The organism is Janthinobacterium fluminis (genome assembly GCF_028595325.1).
Lineage (GTDB): Bacteria > Pseudomonadota > Gammaproteobacteria > Burkholderiales > Burkholderiaceae_D > Janthinobacterium > Janthinobacterium fluminis.
This window is the reverse complement of record NZ_JAQQXR010000002.1, coordinates 125,518-142,362: the sequence shown is the minus strand read 5'-3', so window position 1 is coordinate 142,362 and position 16,845 is coordinate 125,518. Positions and strand designations below refer to the sequence as shown.

The window sequence follows — 16,845 nt, the reverse complement described above, 5'->3', positions numbered from 1 at the left end:
ACGATTTCCGGGAAAGTATTTCCCGGAAATCGTGGTCTGTCCCCAGTTGTCGGTATCAGCCGCCGCAGGCTTGCGGCGCGGCCGCCGTCTGCGCCGGCGGTTCGATCAGCGGCATCAGCTTCGGCGCCAGGACGGCCAGCAGTTGCACCGGCAGCGCGCTGGTGAAGTCGTAGTTTTTCGCGTCCGGCCCGCGCACATAGGCCGTCATGCTGCCGAAGAAGCGCTCGCCGATGTTGAAGACGAAGGTCGCCGAGCGGTTCACGTAGCGCGATTCGATCAGGCGCCCGCCGGCGCCGTAGACGTCGAAGCGCTGGTCGCCCGTGCCGGTCTTGCCGCCGACGGGGATGATGCTGCCGTCCGCCTTGAGGAAGGCGCTCTTGACGCGCTTGGCCGTGCCGTCCGACACCACTTCGCGGATCGCGTCGGCCACGGCGCGCGCCACTTCCGGCGCCAGCACGGCTTCGTTGGCGCTGTTGGGCTTGCGCTTGACCAGCGTTTCATACGGCGTGCCGGCGGCGAAGTGCAGCGATTCGATGCGCTGGCTGGCCTTGCGCACGCCGCCGTTGATGATGATGCCCATCAGTTCGGCCAGCGCGGCCGGACGGTCGGCCGAGGCGCCCAGCGTCGTCGCGTAGGACGGCACCAGCGAGTCGAAGGGATAACCCATCTTTTTCCATTGGCGGTGGATTTCCAGGAAGCCTTCCAGTTCCAGCAATTCGGCAATGCGCCTGTCCTGGGCGTGCTTGCGGTGCGTGGAGAACAGCCATTTGTACACTTGCTGGCGTTCCTTGTCGCTGGCGGCGACCATTTGCGTCAGCGTCGCGCCTTCATGCTGGCGCAGGTAGCCGACCATCCACAGTTCCAGCGGGTGGACGTTGGCCAGGTAGCCGCGGTCGGCCAGCGACCAGTTGTCGATCGCGTATTGCTCGTAGAGCTTGGCGACGCGTTCGGCCGGCACTTCGTTTTGCGACGGCAGGTTGTCTTTCAGGAAGGCGCTAAATTGCTCCAGCTTGGCTTCCGGCGCGATGCTGCGGTGGATGTTCGCCAGCCGCACCGGGGTCGGGTGTATGCTGCCGAGCAGTACCTTCTCTTGCTCGGCCCCGCTCTTGCCCTTGTATTTCTGGTAGAAGCGCTGCAGGAATTCGCGCCCTTCCTTGTCGGCGAAGCGGCTCAGGTAGGCGGCGCGGCGCGGGTCGTCGGCGTCGGCCAGCAGGGATGCCGACGAGCCCGGCGTCTGGAACATGTAGAAGCGCGCGACGTCGCGCATCAGGCGCACGAAGACCAGGTTGGTCGATTGCCGCAGCGCCTGGCGCACGGTCAAAATGCGGCTGTCGTCGAGCTTGGAGAAGTTGCCGAAGTGGTGGACGCCGCCGCCGGTGAAGAAGCCCTCGCCCGGGTTGCCCGAGTATTTGCGCTCCAGCGCCGCCTGCAGCATCGCCGGCAAGTCGCGCCCCTTGTCGCCGGGCAGCGCCTTGAAGTAGGCGATCGCCCATTGCGACAGCATGTCTTTCGGGTCGACGCCGACCTTGCCCAGCGCGGCCGCGTCCATGCCGGCGTAGCGCTTGTGCAACTGGGCGACGATGTCCATATACGTGACCAGGGTGCGCAGCTTGGCCGTCGAGCCGAGGTCGAGCTTGGCGCCGTCGTTGATGTCCAGGGGCTGGTCGAAATTGTCCGTCTGCAGGCGCAGGCGGTTGACGTTCTCGCCCTTTTCCAGCAGCGTGAAGCTGTAGACGACGTTGGCCGGGTCGCCGTTGCCCAGCATGCCCTTGCCGGTCAGGCCGGCCGCCTTCGCCACTTCCGGGTCGCGCAGCTCGCGCAGCACCGTCGTCACGTCCTTCTGCGCCTGGGCGTCGAGCGTGCTGACGACGCTCAGGTCGAGGCGGTCGAGGTTGTACAGGCGCGAGTCGCCCAGCAGGCCGGCCAGGTGGGTGCGCACGGCGTTCGAGGCCTTGCGCGTGACGAAGGAGGTGGCCTGCGCCAGTTGCACGCCGGACGCGGCGGCCGGCACCAGCTTGACGGCGATGGCGGCGTCGCGCAGCTGCGCCGAGATGACGCCGGCCTGCGCCAGCACGCGCAGGTGGCTGTTGCTCAGCTCCTCCAGGTCGGCGTCGCCGGCGCCCAGGTAGTGCGAGGGGCGGCGCTGGGCGATCAGCAGGCTCAGCGCCTGCTTGTAGGCGAGCGCGCTGCCGGGCTGGTCGAGCTTGCCCTTCAACTCGCGGCTGACTTCGGCGAAGTCGCGCCCGTACCAGACCCACAGGCCGTCGCCGATGCCGTTCACCTCGCCGTAGCCGGGCTTGGCCGACAGCGGCACCGTGTTCAGGTAGTCGACGACGATGCGCCGCCGCGCCGCCGTCGTGTCCTCGCCGCCCTGGTAGGCGCGCAGCGAGGCCGACACCATCTGCCGCAGCTTGTCCTGCATCGAGTTGGTGCGCCCCTCGGCCGAATGGCGGTATTTCTCGATCTGCGTGGCCAGCGTGCTGCCGCCGCCGCTGCGGTGGCCGCCCAGCGTGTTCAGCGATTTGTCGAGGATGGCCTTGCTCAGGCGGTCCCATTCGACGGCCGGGTTGCGCTTCGGATGGGTCGGGTCGAGCAATTCGCGGTTTTCGATGAACAGCAGGCTGTTGACGAGAATCGGCGGCGTGTCGTCGAAATTCGCGTAGGAGCGCTCCGGGTAACTGGCCTTGAACAGCGGCTGGCTGCGGCAATCGAGGATGTCGAGGCCGACCTTGGTCTTTTCGCGGTAGGTGGCGAACACGCCCATGTCGGCCAGCTCCACCATCTTCGGCGACAGGCGCGCCTGCGCCGCGACCTGGTAATCCCGGGCATTGAGTTTGCCGATGAAGTCGGGCAGGTTGGCGTAGCCGAGCCGCTCGTCGTAGGGGCTGTCCTGCGGAAAGCGGATCGCCGCGGCCGGACTGGGGCCGGGCTGGACCTTGTATTCCAGCTTGGCGGCCAGGTTAGAGAAGAAGCGCGCCTGCAGCGCCGAGGTGCGGGTTTCGTACACGGCCCACCAGGCCAACAGCGCCAGCAACACCAGCAGCACCAGCAGCACGATCAGGCCGGCCTTGCTGCGTTTCGCTGGTTGGGGGGATTCCGGCGGCACCGGGGCGGCCTGGGCGTGGGCCAGATGTGCGCTTGTTTGTGTCATAAGATGCAAATTCATAGGGGTGACTGGCCGTTCCCTGCCGTAGCGCAGCGCGGCCGCGCCGGCGCGCAGCTTGCGCACGGCGCGGACCACCATGCGGGGCCGGCGAAAACGGCGGTTGCTCAACATAAGGGCATCCCCGACGCGGCGGCGCGGCGCAGCGCAGCGCGCAACGGGTTCTCAGAGGTGCCCATAGGTGTCCAAACCGGTCAGTCGTGATTCAGTGATCGGGGTTCAGTAAAACTCCAGCCGCATCGCCCGGGCGCGAACCCGGCACAGATGCGGTGCGGCGTGAGCGCTTCGCCACCATTCCACCACAACGGGGCTGCGGCAACGGGGTGGCGCGTATAAAAAACGTGCTTCAGTTGGGATTTTCGCAAAAAAACAACGGCGCGTCCCCGCCGTGGGGGAGCGCCGCCCGGGCGCGCCGGCGACGGCCGTTCGCCGGCGTCCTCAGATCTGCGTGAACTCGACCTCCAGTCGTGCCAGTTCGGCGCACAGCACGGCGAAGGCGGCCGCCGTCTGGGCCGGTTCGCCCTTCACGCCCAGCTCGATATGGCGGCGCGTGCCGGCGTCGCCCACGCTCGGCAGGCTGAACACCTTCACCAGCGGGAACTGCGTTTCCAGCGCCACCATCAGGGGCGTCAGCGCCGACTCGGCCGCCTCGAACGCCAGCACGGCCCGTTCGGCGCGCGGGGTGCGGTGGAACAGCTGCGGGTAGTGGGTGTCGAGCACCCATTCGATCATCGGCCAGGCCATCACGGGGAAGCCCGGCATGAAATAGTGCGTGCCCAGCGCGAAGCCGGCGATATTGTTGTACGGATTGGGCACCAGCTCGGCGCCCTCGGCGAATTCGGCCATTTTCAGGCGGTGCAGGTTTTCCGCCGACGCCAGGTCCACCGTCTTGCCCGTCTCCGCGCCCATTTGCACGATGCGCTGCTGGATATTGGCCTTGCCCTGCGCATGCATCACGAGCGGGCGGCCCAGCGCGTCGGCGGCGGCCTGCCGCGTGTGGTCGTCCGGCGTGGCGCCGATGCCGCCGCAACAGAAGACGATGTCGCCGCCGGCGAAGGTGCGCCGCAGCGTGGCCGTGATGCGGGCCGGATCGTCGCCCAGGTACTCGGCCCAGCCCAGTTGCAGGCCGCGCGCGCCCAGCAGTTGCACGACCTTGGCGAAATGCTGGTCGACCCGCTTGCCCGATAAGATTTCGTCGCCGATGATGATCAATCCGATAGCCATAGCCGCCTTGAGTTGATATGAAAAAGTATGCAATTCGATGCCGTTGAGACGAGCGCCATATCAGGCCCCGTCCGCCACCGCATCCTGCACCGGCGCGGCGCCGCGCAGCCGCGCCAGCGCGTCCAGGCAATAATACTGGAACCACAGGCCGGTGAAGATGAAGATCAGCACATACAACCAGATCGCGAACGCCGCCAGGAAGGGGAAGAACACGACGGACATGACGCCGCCCAGCCACAGCAAACCGGGCAGCGCACCGGCCGCGCCCGACACCACGCCGATCGCCAGCAGGGGCCGGCGGTGCGCCCGCAGCAGCGCGCGCCGCTCGTCCTCGCTGGCGTAGTCGGCCAGCGCGTCATAGGCCATCACGCGGCTGCTCAACCAGCCCCATAGCAGGGCCTGGGCCAGCATGGCCAGCGGCGGGAAAAAATACAGCGGCAGCGTGGCGATCCAGCCCAGCACAAACACGAGGAAGGCGCCGGCGCCCGTCGCCAGACTGCCCAGCAAGCCGCCGCCGCGCTTTTTCTCCAGCCGGGGAAAATGCCGGCCGCCGACGTGGCGGGCGATGGCCGGCATCGCCGCCACGCCGATGAAGAGCAGGGCCGTCAAGACCATCAAGGGCAGCAGCAGGAACATGGCGATCAAGGGCACGATGACGGTCTTCAGCGCGCCCAGGCCGAGCGTGCCCAGCACGCTGCCGCTGAGGCGGAAGCCGTCGTGCTCGGCGAACAGGCTGTGCAGGCTGTCGACCAGCGGCTGCAAGCCCTGCCACAGCATCAGCAGCCACAGCGCCACCGACAGCACGAAGGGGATAATGCTCAGCAACAGCATGCGGCCATGCAACTGGGCCTGCAGCGCGCGGCCATAGGCGTTCAGGACGGCGCGCATCAGTCGGGCGTCTTTCTCATATATTCCACCATGCGTTTCAAACCCAGCCATTGCTGGCGCCAGAAACCGCGCCCGTAGTCGCGGCCGGGAATCGCCAGGCCGGCGCGGTTGATATACGGATACTGGCCGCGCACGCCGGTGGCGGCGAATTCCGGCGTGAAGTTGGCGGTGCGGAAAATGATATCCCAGACCGGCAACAGCACGGCGAAGTTGCAGCCGCCCAGGCTGCCCTGCCCCGTCGACTCGTGGCCGACGCCGATCGCGTGGTGCATGCGGTGGTAGCGCGGCGACACGAGCAGGCGCTCGCCGATGCGGCCGAAATGGATGCGCACATTCGCGTGCTGCAAGCTTTGCAGGATGCGCGACACCGACACCAGCAACACGTACTGGCCGGGCGGCACGCCGATGCCGAGGGCGATCAGCGCCATGTAGACGTCGCGCAGTAGATCGTCGAGCAGGTGGTTGCGGTCGTCGCTCCACAAATTCATATTGCGCTGGCTGTGGTGCAGGCTGTGCAAGCCCCACCACCAGTTGAACAGGTGCGAGGCGCGGTGATACCAGTAATCGAAGAAATCGAGCACGACGAAATACAGCGCGAAGCTGGCAATTGGACTAATGCCGGGCCAGAAGGTTTCCAGGTTGACGGGATGGAAGCCGTCGAGGCGCAGCGCGCCGGCCAGTTGGTCCATCAAGGGGTCGAGCGTGAAGAAGATCAGCACGGGGAACAGGCCGATGCGGTGCAGCACCGTGTAGACGAAGTCGTTCCAGCGCGCGCGCGGGTCGGTGAACTTGTGCACCGGCAACCAGGCCTCCAACGGCCGCAGCACGATGAACAGCAACAGCAGCTCGCAGACGCCGATCAGCAGCCACTCGGTGCCCTCGAACGCTTCCTCGGTGAACTCGCCGAAGCCGAAATGGTAAATCAGGGGCTGGATGACGGTTTCGAACAAATAGCCCTGGGCCGTGCCGAAAACGTCGATTAAAAATTGCATCATGGGCGTTTGAAAAGGGGTTGATAGTCGGGATGTGCGCGCAGCGTGGCGAAGCAAAATCCCTTTTGTTGCAGACCGACGATCAGCGGCTCCAGGTTGGCCGGCGCCCACGCCGCCTTGCGCGACCAGATCCCCATGTGGGCGACGAAGATATCGCCGTCGCGCAAATTGGCCAGCGCCCTGCGCAGCAGCACGGGGTTCGGATAGGCCTCGCTGGACAGCTCGTCGCCGGAAAAACCGGCCTTGGCCCAGGCCACGTGGGCGTAGCCGCACGCCTTGCCTGCGGCCAGCGTGCGCGCCGACACGCGCCCGCCCGGCGCGCGCCACAGCGGATCGAGCTTGCCGCCGGTGAGTTCCTCGAAACGGCGGTCGACGCGTTTCAGCTCGTCGCAAAACTGCTGCGGACTCCAGCTCAGCTTCTCGCCCGCATGGCTGCCGAACTGGGGCTTGACCTCGATCATGCCCCTGGCCGCATCGCCCTGCAGGTAAACGTGGTCGAAGGTATGCGAGCCGAACGCGTGGCCCTCGGCGACGCGGGCCTTCCAGTACGCGGCCCAGGACGGGTCCAGCGCATAGTCGCCGCGCGTGGTCTTTTCGTTGGCCAGGAAAAACGTCGCCTTGACGCGGTGGCGCGCCAGCGTCGCGGCGATCAGCTCGGCCTGCGACTGGCTGCCGGTGTCGAAGCTCAGGTAAATCGTGCCGTGGCAGGCGGGCGCCGCGCCGGCCGCCCCGGCGGGCGCGGCCGCCTGCAGGGCCGCCGCCAGCACGCAGGCGAATGCGCCGGCGCGCAAATTAAATGCGCGGCGAATGGTTGGCAAAATACACGCCGTGCGGCGAACGGCCGACCGGTATCAGTTTGATCACCTTGCGCGTGGCCAGGTCGATCACGGCCACTTTTTTGATCCAGCGTAGCGTCACCCACATGGTCTTGCCGTCGGCCGTCACTTCCATGCAATCCGGGCCGCCGGGCACATTGATGGTGCCGACATTTTCCAGCGTTTGCTGGTCGATGATGTTGATCGTGTTCGAGACGCGGTTCGAGACGAAGGTGTGGCGCTTGTCGCCCAGCGCGCGGAAATTGTGCGTGCCGGCGCCGGCCTTGATGCGCTTGACGGTTTTCTGCGCGCGCCAGTCGATGACCTCGACGTAGTCGCTGCCCATGATGCCGACGAGCAGATACTTATCGTCCGGCGTCATCGCGATGCCGGCCGGCAGTTTGCCGACCGGCAGCGTCCACTTCAGCGTTTGCGTGGCCAGGTCGATGGCGCTGACCTGGTCGCTGCCCTGCTGGGTGATGAAGGCCATCGTGCTGGCCGCGTTGAAGGCCATGTGGCTAGGCAGTTTCGGCAGCGGAATGCGCTTGGCCAGCGTCAGCGCGCTGCCGTCGTAGCGGTACAGGTCGATGCGGTCCAGGCGCAGCGAATTCGAAATGAACCATTTCTGGTCCGGCGAAAAGCCGATCTGGTAAGGGTCGAGGATGTCCTTGATGCGGCGCTGCTCCTTGCCCGTCTTCGGGTCGAGGAAAATCAGCTCGTTGCCGACGGAACTGGCGACGATCAGCGATTTGCTGTCCGGCGTCTCCATCAAATGGTGCGGTTCCTTGCCCACTGGAATAGAGGACAGGGCGCCATAGGTGTTCTGGTCCAACAACTGGACGCTGGCGTCGCGCGAATTGAGGATCACCACGACATTGGCCTGCGCAAGCGGCAGGGCCGAGATGGCGCAGACACTGGAAAATACGATACGACGTAGACTGCGGAGCATGAATAATCGCTTGAAAGTACGAAAAGGCTATTTTACGTGCAAACGGCCACACGATTGGATTTATCGCCGACAATTCTGGCGCGGCCGCGCGGCGCCGCCGCATAGCGCTTTGCCACTGCTTGCTCTACAATCGAGGCTGAATCCCCACACACAAGGAAAACCATGTCCACCATCACCACCGATTCCGGCCTGCAATACATCGAAGTCACCGTCGGCGAAGGCGCCGTCGCGCAAGCCGGCCAGAACGTCGTTGTCCATTACACCGGCTGGCTGCAAAACGACGACGGCAGCAAAGGCCCGAAATTCGATTCGAGCAAAGACCGCAACGACCCATTCGAATTCCCGCTGGGCGCCGGCCGCGTCATCAAGGGCTGGGACGAAGGCGTGCAAGGCATGAAAATCGGCGGCACCCGCCAATTGATCATCCCTGCCGAACTGGGCTACGGCTCGCGCGGCGCAGGCGGCGCGATCCCGCCGAACGCCACGCTGATTTTCGACGTCGAACTACTGGGCGTGTAATGTCCAAGGCCACCGCGATGACTGTGGCGCGCCAGGCGCTGCTGCTGGCGGCAGTGCTGCCGGCGCTGGGCGGTTGCGCCGTCGTCGCGGTCACCACCACGGTAGCCGGCGCCGGTGTCGCGGTGGCCTCGACGGCTGTTGACGCCACCGTTGCCGTCGGCAAGGGCGCCGTCAAGGTCGGCGGCGCCGTGCTCGGCGCCGCCGACTAGCCCGCGGCGCCGCCCGGGCGCTGCCCCGCTTTGGCGTCAACGATGCCAATCCTTGCGCAAGGCCTCCTGCTCCGCCTTGGAGTCCAGCGCCGCGCTGTCGATGCGCCGCTCGATCGCCTCCTGCACGGCCGACGGCGCCTCCTGCATGGTCCACTGCCGATCCGCCGGCATGGCCCGCTTCGTCTGCTGCAGCAGCACGGGAATCGCCCACTGCGCGCCGCTGCGGCACGCCAGGCCGGCCAGATCCTGCCCCGCGCCGTCCATGACAAAACTGCGGCAATACACCCCCTGGTTCGACACAAAACTGATACCGATTGCCACCTTGGCACCGACCGGCCCGATCCCCGCCGTCTGCTCCGACAGCGCCTGCGCCAATTCGCCGCGGGCCATCAGCGCGCCGTCCGCGCCGGCCACGGCCGCCTCGCGGTCCGCCGCCCAGTCCGGCAAAATGAAACGCCCCACGCCGACGCCGGCGACCAGGGCCAGCGCCACGGCCGTCCACTCTATCCACGACCAGCGCCACGCGGCACCGGCCTTGGCCGGCGGCGCGCTACGGCCGCCCTTGGCCGCACGCACCGCGTCCAGCTGCACCACCTTGGCGGCGGGAAGCGGGCGCAAAAGCCGCAGCAGGCGCGGCGGCAATGTTTCCTCCAGCACCGGCGCATACGCGGCACACACGGCCACGCGAAGCGCCTGAAATTGCGCCACCTTGTGCGCAACGGCCGGATCGCGCCGCAGCGCCGCCTCGACGGCGTGGCGGTTGGCCTCGTCCAGTTCGCCGTCCGCGAACGCCATCAGTGTCTCGTCGGAAAACGTCATGGCATTTCCCTCGCCTGCTCCGACAAGCGCCGCTGCAAGGCGTCGCGCGCCCGCAGCAGCCGGCCGCCCAGCGCGGCGGGCGCGATCTCCAGCACCTGCGCCGCCGCCTGATACGACAGGCCGTCGACCAGCACCAGACCGATCACCATGCGCTCCGCCTCATTGAGCCGGGCGACGGCCCACAGCATCGCCATGTCCGGCTGCAGCGCCTCGCCGGCGGCGCTGCCAGCCGGCTCGGCCGCAAACGCCGGCTCGCCGCGCTCCCGGCCATGCAACTGGTCGCCGCGCGCCTGCACCATCAGGCGCAACATCGCGCAGTCGAGCCGGCCGTCCGCCTGCCACTGCGCGCCGCCTTTCAGCGCCCGCTCGATGGCCAGTTGAACCAGATCGTCGGCGTCGTCGCCGCTGCGGCACACAATGCGGGCAAAACGTCGCATACGCGGCAGCAAGGCAGCGATATCGGCACGCAGCGGTACGGTCGTTGGCGTCATGAATGGTAGATAAACAATACAGGCTGTGAATGGAATACCGACCTCCTATACTATCATCCTGTCATGCCGGCGCCGCGCACACGCCCGCACCTGGCTACCAGGAAAGCCCAGCCTACCATTCGCCCATCAGCGCCAGCATCACCAGCTTCTCGAACTCGGGCGCAAAACGCTTGATGACATTGTCCGGATCGGTGACCAGGGCGTCGTCGGTGACGATGCCGAACTGCACGCCGCCGTTGTAGCTGAGGATGGAAACGCCGACGCCGATGTCGCCCGACTGCGGCACCCAGAACATCACCTGGTCGAGCTGGCTGCCGGCCAGATACAGCGGCGCTTGCGGGCCGGGTACATTGCTCATCACGGCCGTCGCCTTCCTGGCGAAATAATTCTGGATATCGTTCTGCACCGGCTTCGGTGCCGCGCCCAGCACGCCCAGCACCGACATCGCCACCAGCGCCGTGTAGCCGCCCTTCAAGTCGTCCATGCGCCGGCGCACTTCGAGCAGACGCGCGACCGGATCTTCCAGGCCGACCGGCAGCACCAGCGGCACCAGGCCAAAGGCGTTGCCCAGTCTTTGCTGGCGGCTGGCCTTGCGCAAATTCACCGGCACCATCACGCGCACCTCGCAATCTGCGCCGACGGCGTCGCCCTTCGCCCGCAGATAGGCGCGCAGCGCACCGGCCACGCTGGCCATCAGCACGTCGTTGATCGAGCAGCCGAACGCCTTGCCGACCGCCTTCACCTCGGCCAGCGGCAGCGGCTCGCTCCACGCCACATGCTTCTTGCCGTTCGGCTGGCCCTTCAGGCGCGTCGGCGTATCCTCGCCCATCGTCGTCAGTTTGACGGCATCGACGGCCAACTGCCCCGCCGCCTGGGCAAGGCCGGCAATTTTCCCGCCCAGCTTGTCCATCTCGCTGAACAGGCACATCGACTTGATGAACAGGGTCGACGACAGGTCGATCGCCTTGACGCTGGTGAGCGTCATCGGCATCAGGATCTGCGCCCACGGATTTTCCTCGGCCGCCACGACCGCGTGCGGGCTGGGCTGCGCCGGCGCGACGCCGATGTCGCTGCCGAACATCGACATGAACACGCCGACCAGGGCCACGCCGTCGGCGATGCAATGGTGAATGCGCACGATCAGCGCCTGGCGCACCCGTCCGTCCTCGCCGACGCAATTGTCGACCAGATGCATCTGCCACAGCGGCTTGTCGCGCGCCAGCGGTTGCTGCGATAGCGCGCCCACCATCCGCTGCAGCGCCGCCTTGTTGCTGCCGCCCCTGGACTTGGGCGACGCCAGCCGCGCGGGCACGACATGGTCATCCAGATCGACCTGCTGCTCCTGCCACCAACTGCCGGCGAGGTCGCTGACGACCCGGCTGCGAAAACGGGAAAAGGCCAGGAAACGGGCCGTCAGCGCCTGCTTCAACGCGTCCGTGCCGACCGGCTTGTCCAGCATGGCGACGCCGACAATCATCATCAGGTTGCTATCCGAATCCATGCGGAGCCATGCGGTGTCGACGGTGGACATCTTTCTCCGGCTGAAGGCCGACACGGCTGTGGACAACATTCGAGCATCTCCTCTATAGATTGGCGGGCGTTTGGTTCTATTATGTCGCGCAGGAATCAATTTGATGCGATAAGATTCTAGTATATCTACTCTAGCAACATTAACAGAGCAACATTTTTCAGCCAACAGGAGTGTTTATGAGTTTACAAGAGCAATTCGAGCAAGCGCAGCTTGACTCCAAGAACCTGTCCGAGCGTCCGGACAATATGACCTTGCTGAAGATTTACGCGCTGTTCAAACAGGCGTCGGCCGGCGACGCGAGCGGCGATCGCCCTGGCTTCACCGACATGGTCGGCCGCGCCAAGTTCGACGCCTGGGCCGCCCTGGCCGGCACCTCGAACGACGACGCAAAACAGCAATATATCGACCTGATCGCCGATCTGAAGGATTAAGTGCGCGCCGGGGCTTGAATGTATTCGAACTCGGCGCGAGTAGATTCAAGCCGGCGAAAAAAGGCTGGGAATGCCCCCAGGGGTTTCCCGGCTTGCCTTATCAGGGTAGGAACAACTTGACCAGGATGGGAATATACATGGCGATAACGGCTCCCATCATCCATTTCATCAGCGCCTTTGTACTATCCACGGCCGCCATAATACGTATCTCTCTTGCTTCGAAATGAGCGACAAGTTCCTTGAAATCGGCTTTAACACCCAATTCAAGTAACTTAAACTCGTGCTTCAACATCTCAAACTCGTGCTTCAGCTCATCAAATCTGCGCTCCAACACCTCAAATTTACGCTCCAGCGCCTTAAAATCGCTGCGCAGGCTGTGCTCCATCTCGCTCATTTTCTGCAGCAGCCTGGCTTCCCACGCGTCGTTTTTCGTGTTGATCCGGCATTCGAGCAAGTGCAATTGTTCTGAAAAGGAAGCCATCGGTTCCAATGCTTCGCGTAGACTGCTGGCGTGGATTTCCGCCTGCACAGGCGGAACGCCGGCGCTCTCCAGCGCACGCGCGTAAGCAAGCGAATCGAATGTTTTCGCCATGGCGGCCTCCTTCCATCAAGGTTAGCAGATCCACACGCGCATGCCATCCCCAGTCCCTCGAAAACCAATCTGCGTCAAAGCACCCCGGACCGCCATGCAAGGTTTGCGGCGCCGCCGGCTATTTTTTGGCGGCCGCCAACGCCTGCGCAATCCAGCTGTCATAAATCGGCCGGTGCCACTCGATCCACGCGTCCGTGTGACGGGCGATGTCTTTCGCCGTGCCCTGGCCGTCGCGCATGCGCTGGTTTTGCGCGTTGATGTCGGCCACAGGCAATTGCATCACCTCGAACAGCTTCGCCGCCGCCGGATTTTGCTCGGCAAATTGTTTATTCGCGACAATGCGCGCCGTGTTCATTGCAAAGCCGTAATTGCTGCCGTCGGCCATCCGCGTGTCGAGCTTGGACTGCGTGCCCGGCAGCGATGAAAACGGCACCTGCAACCACACCACATCGACGCCCGGACGCAGCACGCCGCTGACCCAGTACGGTGTCCACGTGTAATACAGGATAGGCTGGCCGCGCTGGTAGCGGCCGATAGTGTCGGCGATCAGCGCCGCGTAACTGCCCTGCACGTGGTTGACCGTTTCGCGCAGCTTGAACGCGCTCAATTGGTGTTCGATCACCTGCTCGCAACCCCAGCCCGGCGTGCAACCGGTCAGGTCGGCCTTGCCGTCGCCGTCGACGTCGAACAACTTGGCCAGCGTCGGGTCGCGCAACTGGTCGATATTGCTGATGTTGTACTTGTCGGCCGTGGCCTTGTCGATCAGATAGCCCTGCGCCGCCGGCCCCGCATAGGCGCCGCTGCGCGACAGCTTGGCGTCGCCGCCGGCGCTGTTGTAGAAGTCGCTGTGCATCGGGTCCCAATGCACGGCCATGAAGGTGGCGTCGCCGTTGGCGATGGCGATGTGGGCGGTCGGATACTCGACCTCCTTGATAGCCTGCACCTCGTAGCCCAGCGTTTCCAGCGCCCGGCTGACCAGCAGGGTCTGGAAGGTTTCCTCGGCGATCGAGCTTTGCAGCGGTTGCACCTTGATGCCCTTGCCGGGCAAAGCATCGGCGCCGGCGTCGGCCGCACAGACGGCGCTTGCCAGGCCCAGCGCCAGCACGGCGCCGGCCAGCATGGCGCGAACATGTTTTGCTTGATTCTTCATCGTTCTTCCTTTCATTGCGCTGTAGGGATAAGGGCCGGCGCCGCGGCGCCGCCCCGCGTGGCGGCCGCGCGCACCGTGCGCGCCAGGCGCCACAGCAAACCGACCGGACCGCGCTGCCACCAGCGGTGCGCGCCGCGGCGCGGCCGGCCCAGCGACTGCGTGATGCGGTCCAGCGTGATGGCCAGCAGCACGATGCCCAGGCCGCCCACGGTGGCCAGGCCCATGTCAAGGCGGCCGATGCCGCGCAACACCATCTGGCCCAGGCCGCCCACGGCGATCATCGACGCGATCACCACCATCGACAGCGAGAGCATCAGCGCCTGGTTGATGCCGGCCATGATGGACGGCATCGCCAGCGGCAATTGCACCTTGCTCAGCAACTGCCACGGCGAGGCGCCGTAGGCGCGCGCCGCCTCGACCAAATCGGGCCGCACCTGGCGGATGCCCAGATTGGTCAAACGCACCAGCGGCGGCAGCGCGAAGATGATCGTGACGATGACGCCGGGCGCGTCGCCTATGCCGAACAGCATCACCACCGGCACCAGGTAGACAAAGGCCGGCGTCGTCTGCATCGCGTCCAGCAGCGGCCGCATCCAGCGCTGGGCGCGCTCGCTACTGGCCAGGAAAATGCCCAGCGGCAGGCCGATGGCGAGGCAGAATGCCAGCGAGGTCAACACCAGCGACAGCGTCACCATCGCCTCCGGCCAGATGCCCAGCATCACCACCAACAGCAGGGCCAGCACCGTGCCGACGGCCAGCGCGCGGCTGGCGAACTGCCAGGCCAGCAGGCCGATCAAGGCGATCAGGGCGAACGAGGGCACGCTTTGCAGCAAGCCATTGACGCCGCCCAGGGCGCCGTCGATCGGCCCGCGCACGGCCTGGAAGAAAGGCCGGCAATGCAGCACCACCCAGCCGAGGCCGTCGTTGATCCAACTCTCCAGCGGCAGCGAGCCGTCCCACAGTTGCTCGATACGCCAGGCGCTGTCGGGCGCCTGCGCGGCCGGCGCGTCGAGCCAGCCGGCGCCGGCCGTGCCGACGTCGGTGCTGGCCCAGGGATTGACGACGGCTGCGCTTGGCAAGGGGGCGGTCACGGGAACGGGATTCATGGCTGGCCTTTCTGGATCGGTGCGGCGGGAGTGGCGCGGTCGAGGAATTTGAGCAGGATGGTCTTGCTGATGGCGCCGCGGAACAGGCCGTCGTCGGCCACCACCGGCACCGCGTACGGCGCCTGCGCGACCTGGCCGTACAGGCCGCTGACGGCCGCGTCGGCGGCGATCGCCTGCACCTGCGGCAGATAGGCGCGCGCCAGCCCCAGCGGGCCGACGTGGCCGTCGAGCGCGCCGCGCAGCGAGTCGGCCGACACGACGCCGAGGAAGGCGCCCGCCGGACTGACCACGTAGGCGTATGCGCGGTCCTGGTCTTCCAGCATCTTCAGCGCGGCGCGCGAACCCCGGCCGGGCTGCTCGGCCACCACCACCTGGCTCTTGCGGGCGATGTCGCCGGCCTTGAACACGGCCGCCGCGTCGACCCCGCGCACGAAGCTGCGCACATAGTCGTTGGCCGGCGCGCGCAGGATTTCCTCGGGCGTGCCGACCTGCTCGACCTGGCCGTCGCGCATGATGGCGACGCGGTCGCCGATGCGCATCGCCTCGTCGAGGTCGTGCGAGATGAACACGATGGTGCGGCGGCGCACTTGCTGCAGGCGCAGCAGCTCGGACTGCATCTCCGTGCGGATAATCGGGTCGAGCGCGGAAAACGCCTCGTCCATCAACAGGATGGACGGGTCGGACGCCAACGCCCGCGCCAGGCCGACGCGCTGCTGCATGCCGCCGGACAGCTCGTCCGGATAACTGGCGCCCCAGCCGCTCAGGCCCACCTGCTCGAGCGCCTGCGCGGCCAGCCGGTGGCGCTCGGCGCGGGCGACGCCGGCCAGCTCCAGGCCCAGCGCCGTGTTGTCGAGCACCGTGATGTGCGGCAGCAGCGCGAACGACTGGAACACCATGCTGATGTCCTTGCGCCGCAGCGCGCGCAACTGCGCGTCGTCGAGCAGGTTGATGTCCTCGCCGTCGACGAGGATGCGGCCGGCGGTCGGCTCGACCAGGCGGTTGAGCATGCGCACCAGCGTCGATTTGCCGGAGCCGGACAAGCCCATGATGACGAAGATTTCGCCGGCCTCGATGTTCAGGCAGGCGTCGAACACGCCGATGGAACAGTCGGTGCGGGCCAGGATGTCTTGCTTGCTGCAGCCCTGGCGGACCAGTTCGAGAGCGGCTTGCGGCGTGTCGCCGAAGACCTTGAAGACATGGTCGATGATGATTTGTTTTGCCACGTTGGTGGTTCTCCTTCGATGCAACGAATGGAAGGGCTTCCGGCCGCGGCGCGTGCAGGCGCGACTACGCCTTGGGCGACCGAAAAAGGGAGTGACACGTATGACCGGCGACCTGGGCAGCGTTGCCGGGCGGGGGTGTCGTGCGCGTCAAAAGAGGCTGGTTTAGGACGTTTGAATCGCGCTGGCGCCGTGCAAAACACGGTGCCGATGTATCCGGCCGAACAGTCGGCGGAAGGTACGGGCGCAGAACCCGAATTGACGATTTACCTCTGGCAAGAGGCAAATGAGCTGCGTGGCAGCTTGTGAATTATGTGGCGAGTATAGCGCAAAAAAACAACAAAGTCCAGTGGCAATCGCCGCCGAACTATGCTAGATAAGCAAGGCGGCGCCCATCCTGGGGTCGGGCGCGGCCGCTTGCGGGCGCGGTTTCAGGCCGCGCCGCCGAAGACCTTCTGCATGTTTTCCGCGACCTTGTGCTCGATCTTGGACGAGAAGGCGCTGAACAAAAAACCCAGCTTCAAGTGCATCTGCGCCTGCTTCAGGGCCAGGGTCAGCGAACCCTCGACGCCGCTGCGCTCGAAGTGCAGCACGTCGCCCTCCCAGGTGCAGGCCAGGTCGTACTCCTCGGCCATCTTGTCGGCCACTTGCTGCGCCGCCTCGCGGGCCTTGCCCGGTGTCAGGCTGTGCTCCTGAACGATGTGAATGTCAGCCATCAAACTATCCTTTTATTCTCAAATGTGGTG

At 65.8% G+C, this 16,845-nt stretch carries 17 protein-coding genes; 3 read left to right on the top strand and 14 right to left on the bottom strand.

All coding sequences use genetic code 11. The annotated features are described in order from the left end of the window. Positions 1–55 precede the first annotated feature (55 nt). The 6 genes from OIK44_RS06515 to OIK44_RS06490 all read right to left on the bottom strand — a co-directional run bounded on the left by OIK44_RS06515 (position 56) and on the right by OIK44_RS06490 (position 8,031). Positions 56–3,151: a transglycosylase domain-containing protein gene (locus OIK44_RS06515; protein ID WP_273669921.1), complete on the bottom strand. Its 3,096-nt coding sequence runs from the start codon at positions 3,149–3,151 to the stop codon at positions 56–58. Positions 3,152–3,601: 450 nt separating this feature from the next. Continuing rightward, entirely contained in the window at positions 3,602–4,387 is a 786-nt protein-coding gene (locus OIK44_RS06510) for a competence/damage-inducible protein A (protein ID WP_273669920.1), read from the bottom strand. Positions 4,388–4,447: 60 nt separating this feature from the next. Beyond that, positions 4,448–5,275, bottom strand: a complete 828-nt coding sequence (locus OIK44_RS06505; protein WP_273669919.1) for an EI24 domain-containing protein — start codon at positions 5,273–5,275, stop codon at positions 4,448–4,450. Then, positions 5,275–6,270, bottom strand: coding sequence for a sterol desaturase family protein (locus tag OIK44_RS06500; protein WP_273669918.1), 996 nt, complete (start codon positions 6,268–6,270; stop codon positions 5,275–5,277). The genes OIK44_RS06505 and OIK44_RS06500 overlap by 1 nt, the downstream gene beginning before the upstream one ends. Beyond that, positions 6,267–7,058 (bottom strand): polysaccharide deacetylase family protein, encoded by a 792-nt coding sequence (locus OIK44_RS06495; RefSeq protein ID WP_420213827.1) that lies wholly within the window; start codon positions 7,056–7,058, stop codon positions 6,267–6,269. Before OIK44_RS06495 ends, OIK44_RS06500 begins: the two co-directional genes overlap by 4 nt. 1 nt (position 7,059) lies before the next feature. Further along, on the bottom strand, positions 7,060–8,031 hold the full coding sequence (locus OIK44_RS06490) for a YncE family protein (protein ID WP_273669917.1): 972 nt from the start codon (positions 8,029–8,031) through the stop codon (positions 7,060–7,062). A 162-nt stretch (positions 8,032–8,193) separates the two neighbouring features. Here OIK44_RS06490 and OIK44_RS06485 point away from each other — a divergent pair, with 162 nt between their 5' ends. Both OIK44_RS06485 and OIK44_RS06480 read left to right on the top strand, forming a co-directional pair. Beyond that, complete coding sequence (locus tag OIK44_RS06485; RefSeq protein ID WP_273669916.1) at positions 8,194–8,550, top strand: FKBP-type peptidyl-prolyl cis-trans isomerase; 357 nt, start codon at positions 8,194–8,196, stop codon at positions 8,548–8,550. Continuing rightward, positions 8,550–8,759, top strand: coding sequence for a hypothetical protein (locus tag OIK44_RS06480; protein ID WP_273669915.1), 210 nt, complete (start codon positions 8,550–8,552; stop codon positions 8,757–8,759). Before OIK44_RS06485 ends, OIK44_RS06480 begins: the two co-directional genes overlap by 1 nt. A 36-nt stretch (positions 8,760–8,795) precedes the next feature. Here the strand turns inward: OIK44_RS06480 and OIK44_RS06475 are convergent, their stop codons facing one another. The 3 genes from OIK44_RS06475 to OIK44_RS06465 all read right to left on the bottom strand — a co-directional run bounded on the left by OIK44_RS06475 (position 8,796) and on the right by OIK44_RS06465 (position 11,600). Beyond that, positions 8,796–9,578, bottom strand: coding sequence for an anti-sigma factor family protein (locus OIK44_RS06475; protein ID WP_273669914.1), 783 nt, complete (start codon positions 9,576–9,578; stop codon positions 8,796–8,798). After that, positions 9,575–10,069 carry an RNA polymerase sigma factor gene (locus OIK44_RS06470; protein ID WP_273669913.1) on the bottom strand — a complete coding sequence of 165 codons (495 nt, stop codon included), beginning with the start codon at positions 10,067–10,069 and terminating at the stop codon, positions 9,575–9,577. The genes OIK44_RS06475 and OIK44_RS06470 overlap by 4 nt, the downstream gene beginning before the upstream one ends. Positions 10,070–10,181: 112 nt before the next feature. Next, positions 10,182–11,600, bottom strand: a complete 1,419-nt coding sequence (locus tag OIK44_RS06465) for a wax ester/triacylglycerol synthase family O-acyltransferase (protein WP_273670349.1) — start codon at positions 11,598–11,600, stop codon at positions 10,182–10,184. Positions 11,601–11,776: 176 nt separating this feature from the next. Here OIK44_RS06465 and OIK44_RS06460 point away from each other — a divergent pair, with 176 nt between their 5' ends. Next, the gene (locus OIK44_RS06460; RefSeq protein WP_273669912.1) at positions 11,777–12,031 is read left to right on the top strand and encodes an acyl-CoA-binding protein; all 255 of its coding nucleotides are present in this window, start codon (positions 11,777–11,779) and stop codon (positions 12,029–12,031) included. Between the two features lie 100 nt (positions 12,032–12,131). On the opposite strand, the gene OIK44_RS06455 is transcribed toward OIK44_RS06460, so the two are convergent. The 5 genes from OIK44_RS06455 to OIK44_RS06435 form a co-directional block, all read right to left on the bottom strand. Beyond that, positions 12,132–12,623 carry a CCDC90 family protein gene (locus OIK44_RS06455; RefSeq protein ID WP_273669911.1) on the bottom strand — a complete coding sequence of 164 codons (492 nt, stop codon included), beginning with the start codon at positions 12,621–12,623 and terminating at the stop codon, positions 12,132–12,134. Between the two features lie 118 nt (positions 12,624–12,741). Then, positions 12,742–13,773 (bottom strand): glycine betaine/L-proline ABC transporter substrate-binding protein ProX, encoded by a 1,032-nt coding sequence (gene proX / locus OIK44_RS06450; RefSeq protein ID WP_273669910.1) that lies wholly within the window; start codon positions 13,771–13,773, stop codon positions 12,742–12,744. A gap of 11 nt (positions 13,774–13,784) precedes the next feature. Next, positions 13,785–14,879, bottom strand: a complete 1,095-nt coding sequence (gene proW / locus OIK44_RS06445; RefSeq protein ID WP_273669909.1) for a glycine betaine/L-proline ABC transporter permease ProW — start codon at positions 14,877–14,879, stop codon at positions 13,785–13,787. Further along, positions 14,876–16,102: a glycine betaine/L-proline ABC transporter ATP-binding protein ProV gene (proV, locus tag OIK44_RS06440; protein ID WP_273669908.1), complete on the bottom strand. Its 1,227-nt coding sequence runs from the start codon at positions 16,100–16,102 to the stop codon at positions 14,876–14,878. Before proV ends, proW begins: the two co-directional genes overlap by 4 nt. Positions 16,103–16,530: 428 nt before the next feature. Continuing rightward, positions 16,531–16,815 carry a polyhydroxyalkanoic acid system family protein gene (locus tag OIK44_RS06435; RefSeq protein ID WP_273669907.1) on the bottom strand — a complete coding sequence of 95 codons (285 nt, stop codon included), beginning with the start codon at positions 16,813–16,815 and terminating at the stop codon, positions 16,531–16,533. Between the last annotated feature and the right edge of the window lie 30 nt (positions 16,816–16,845).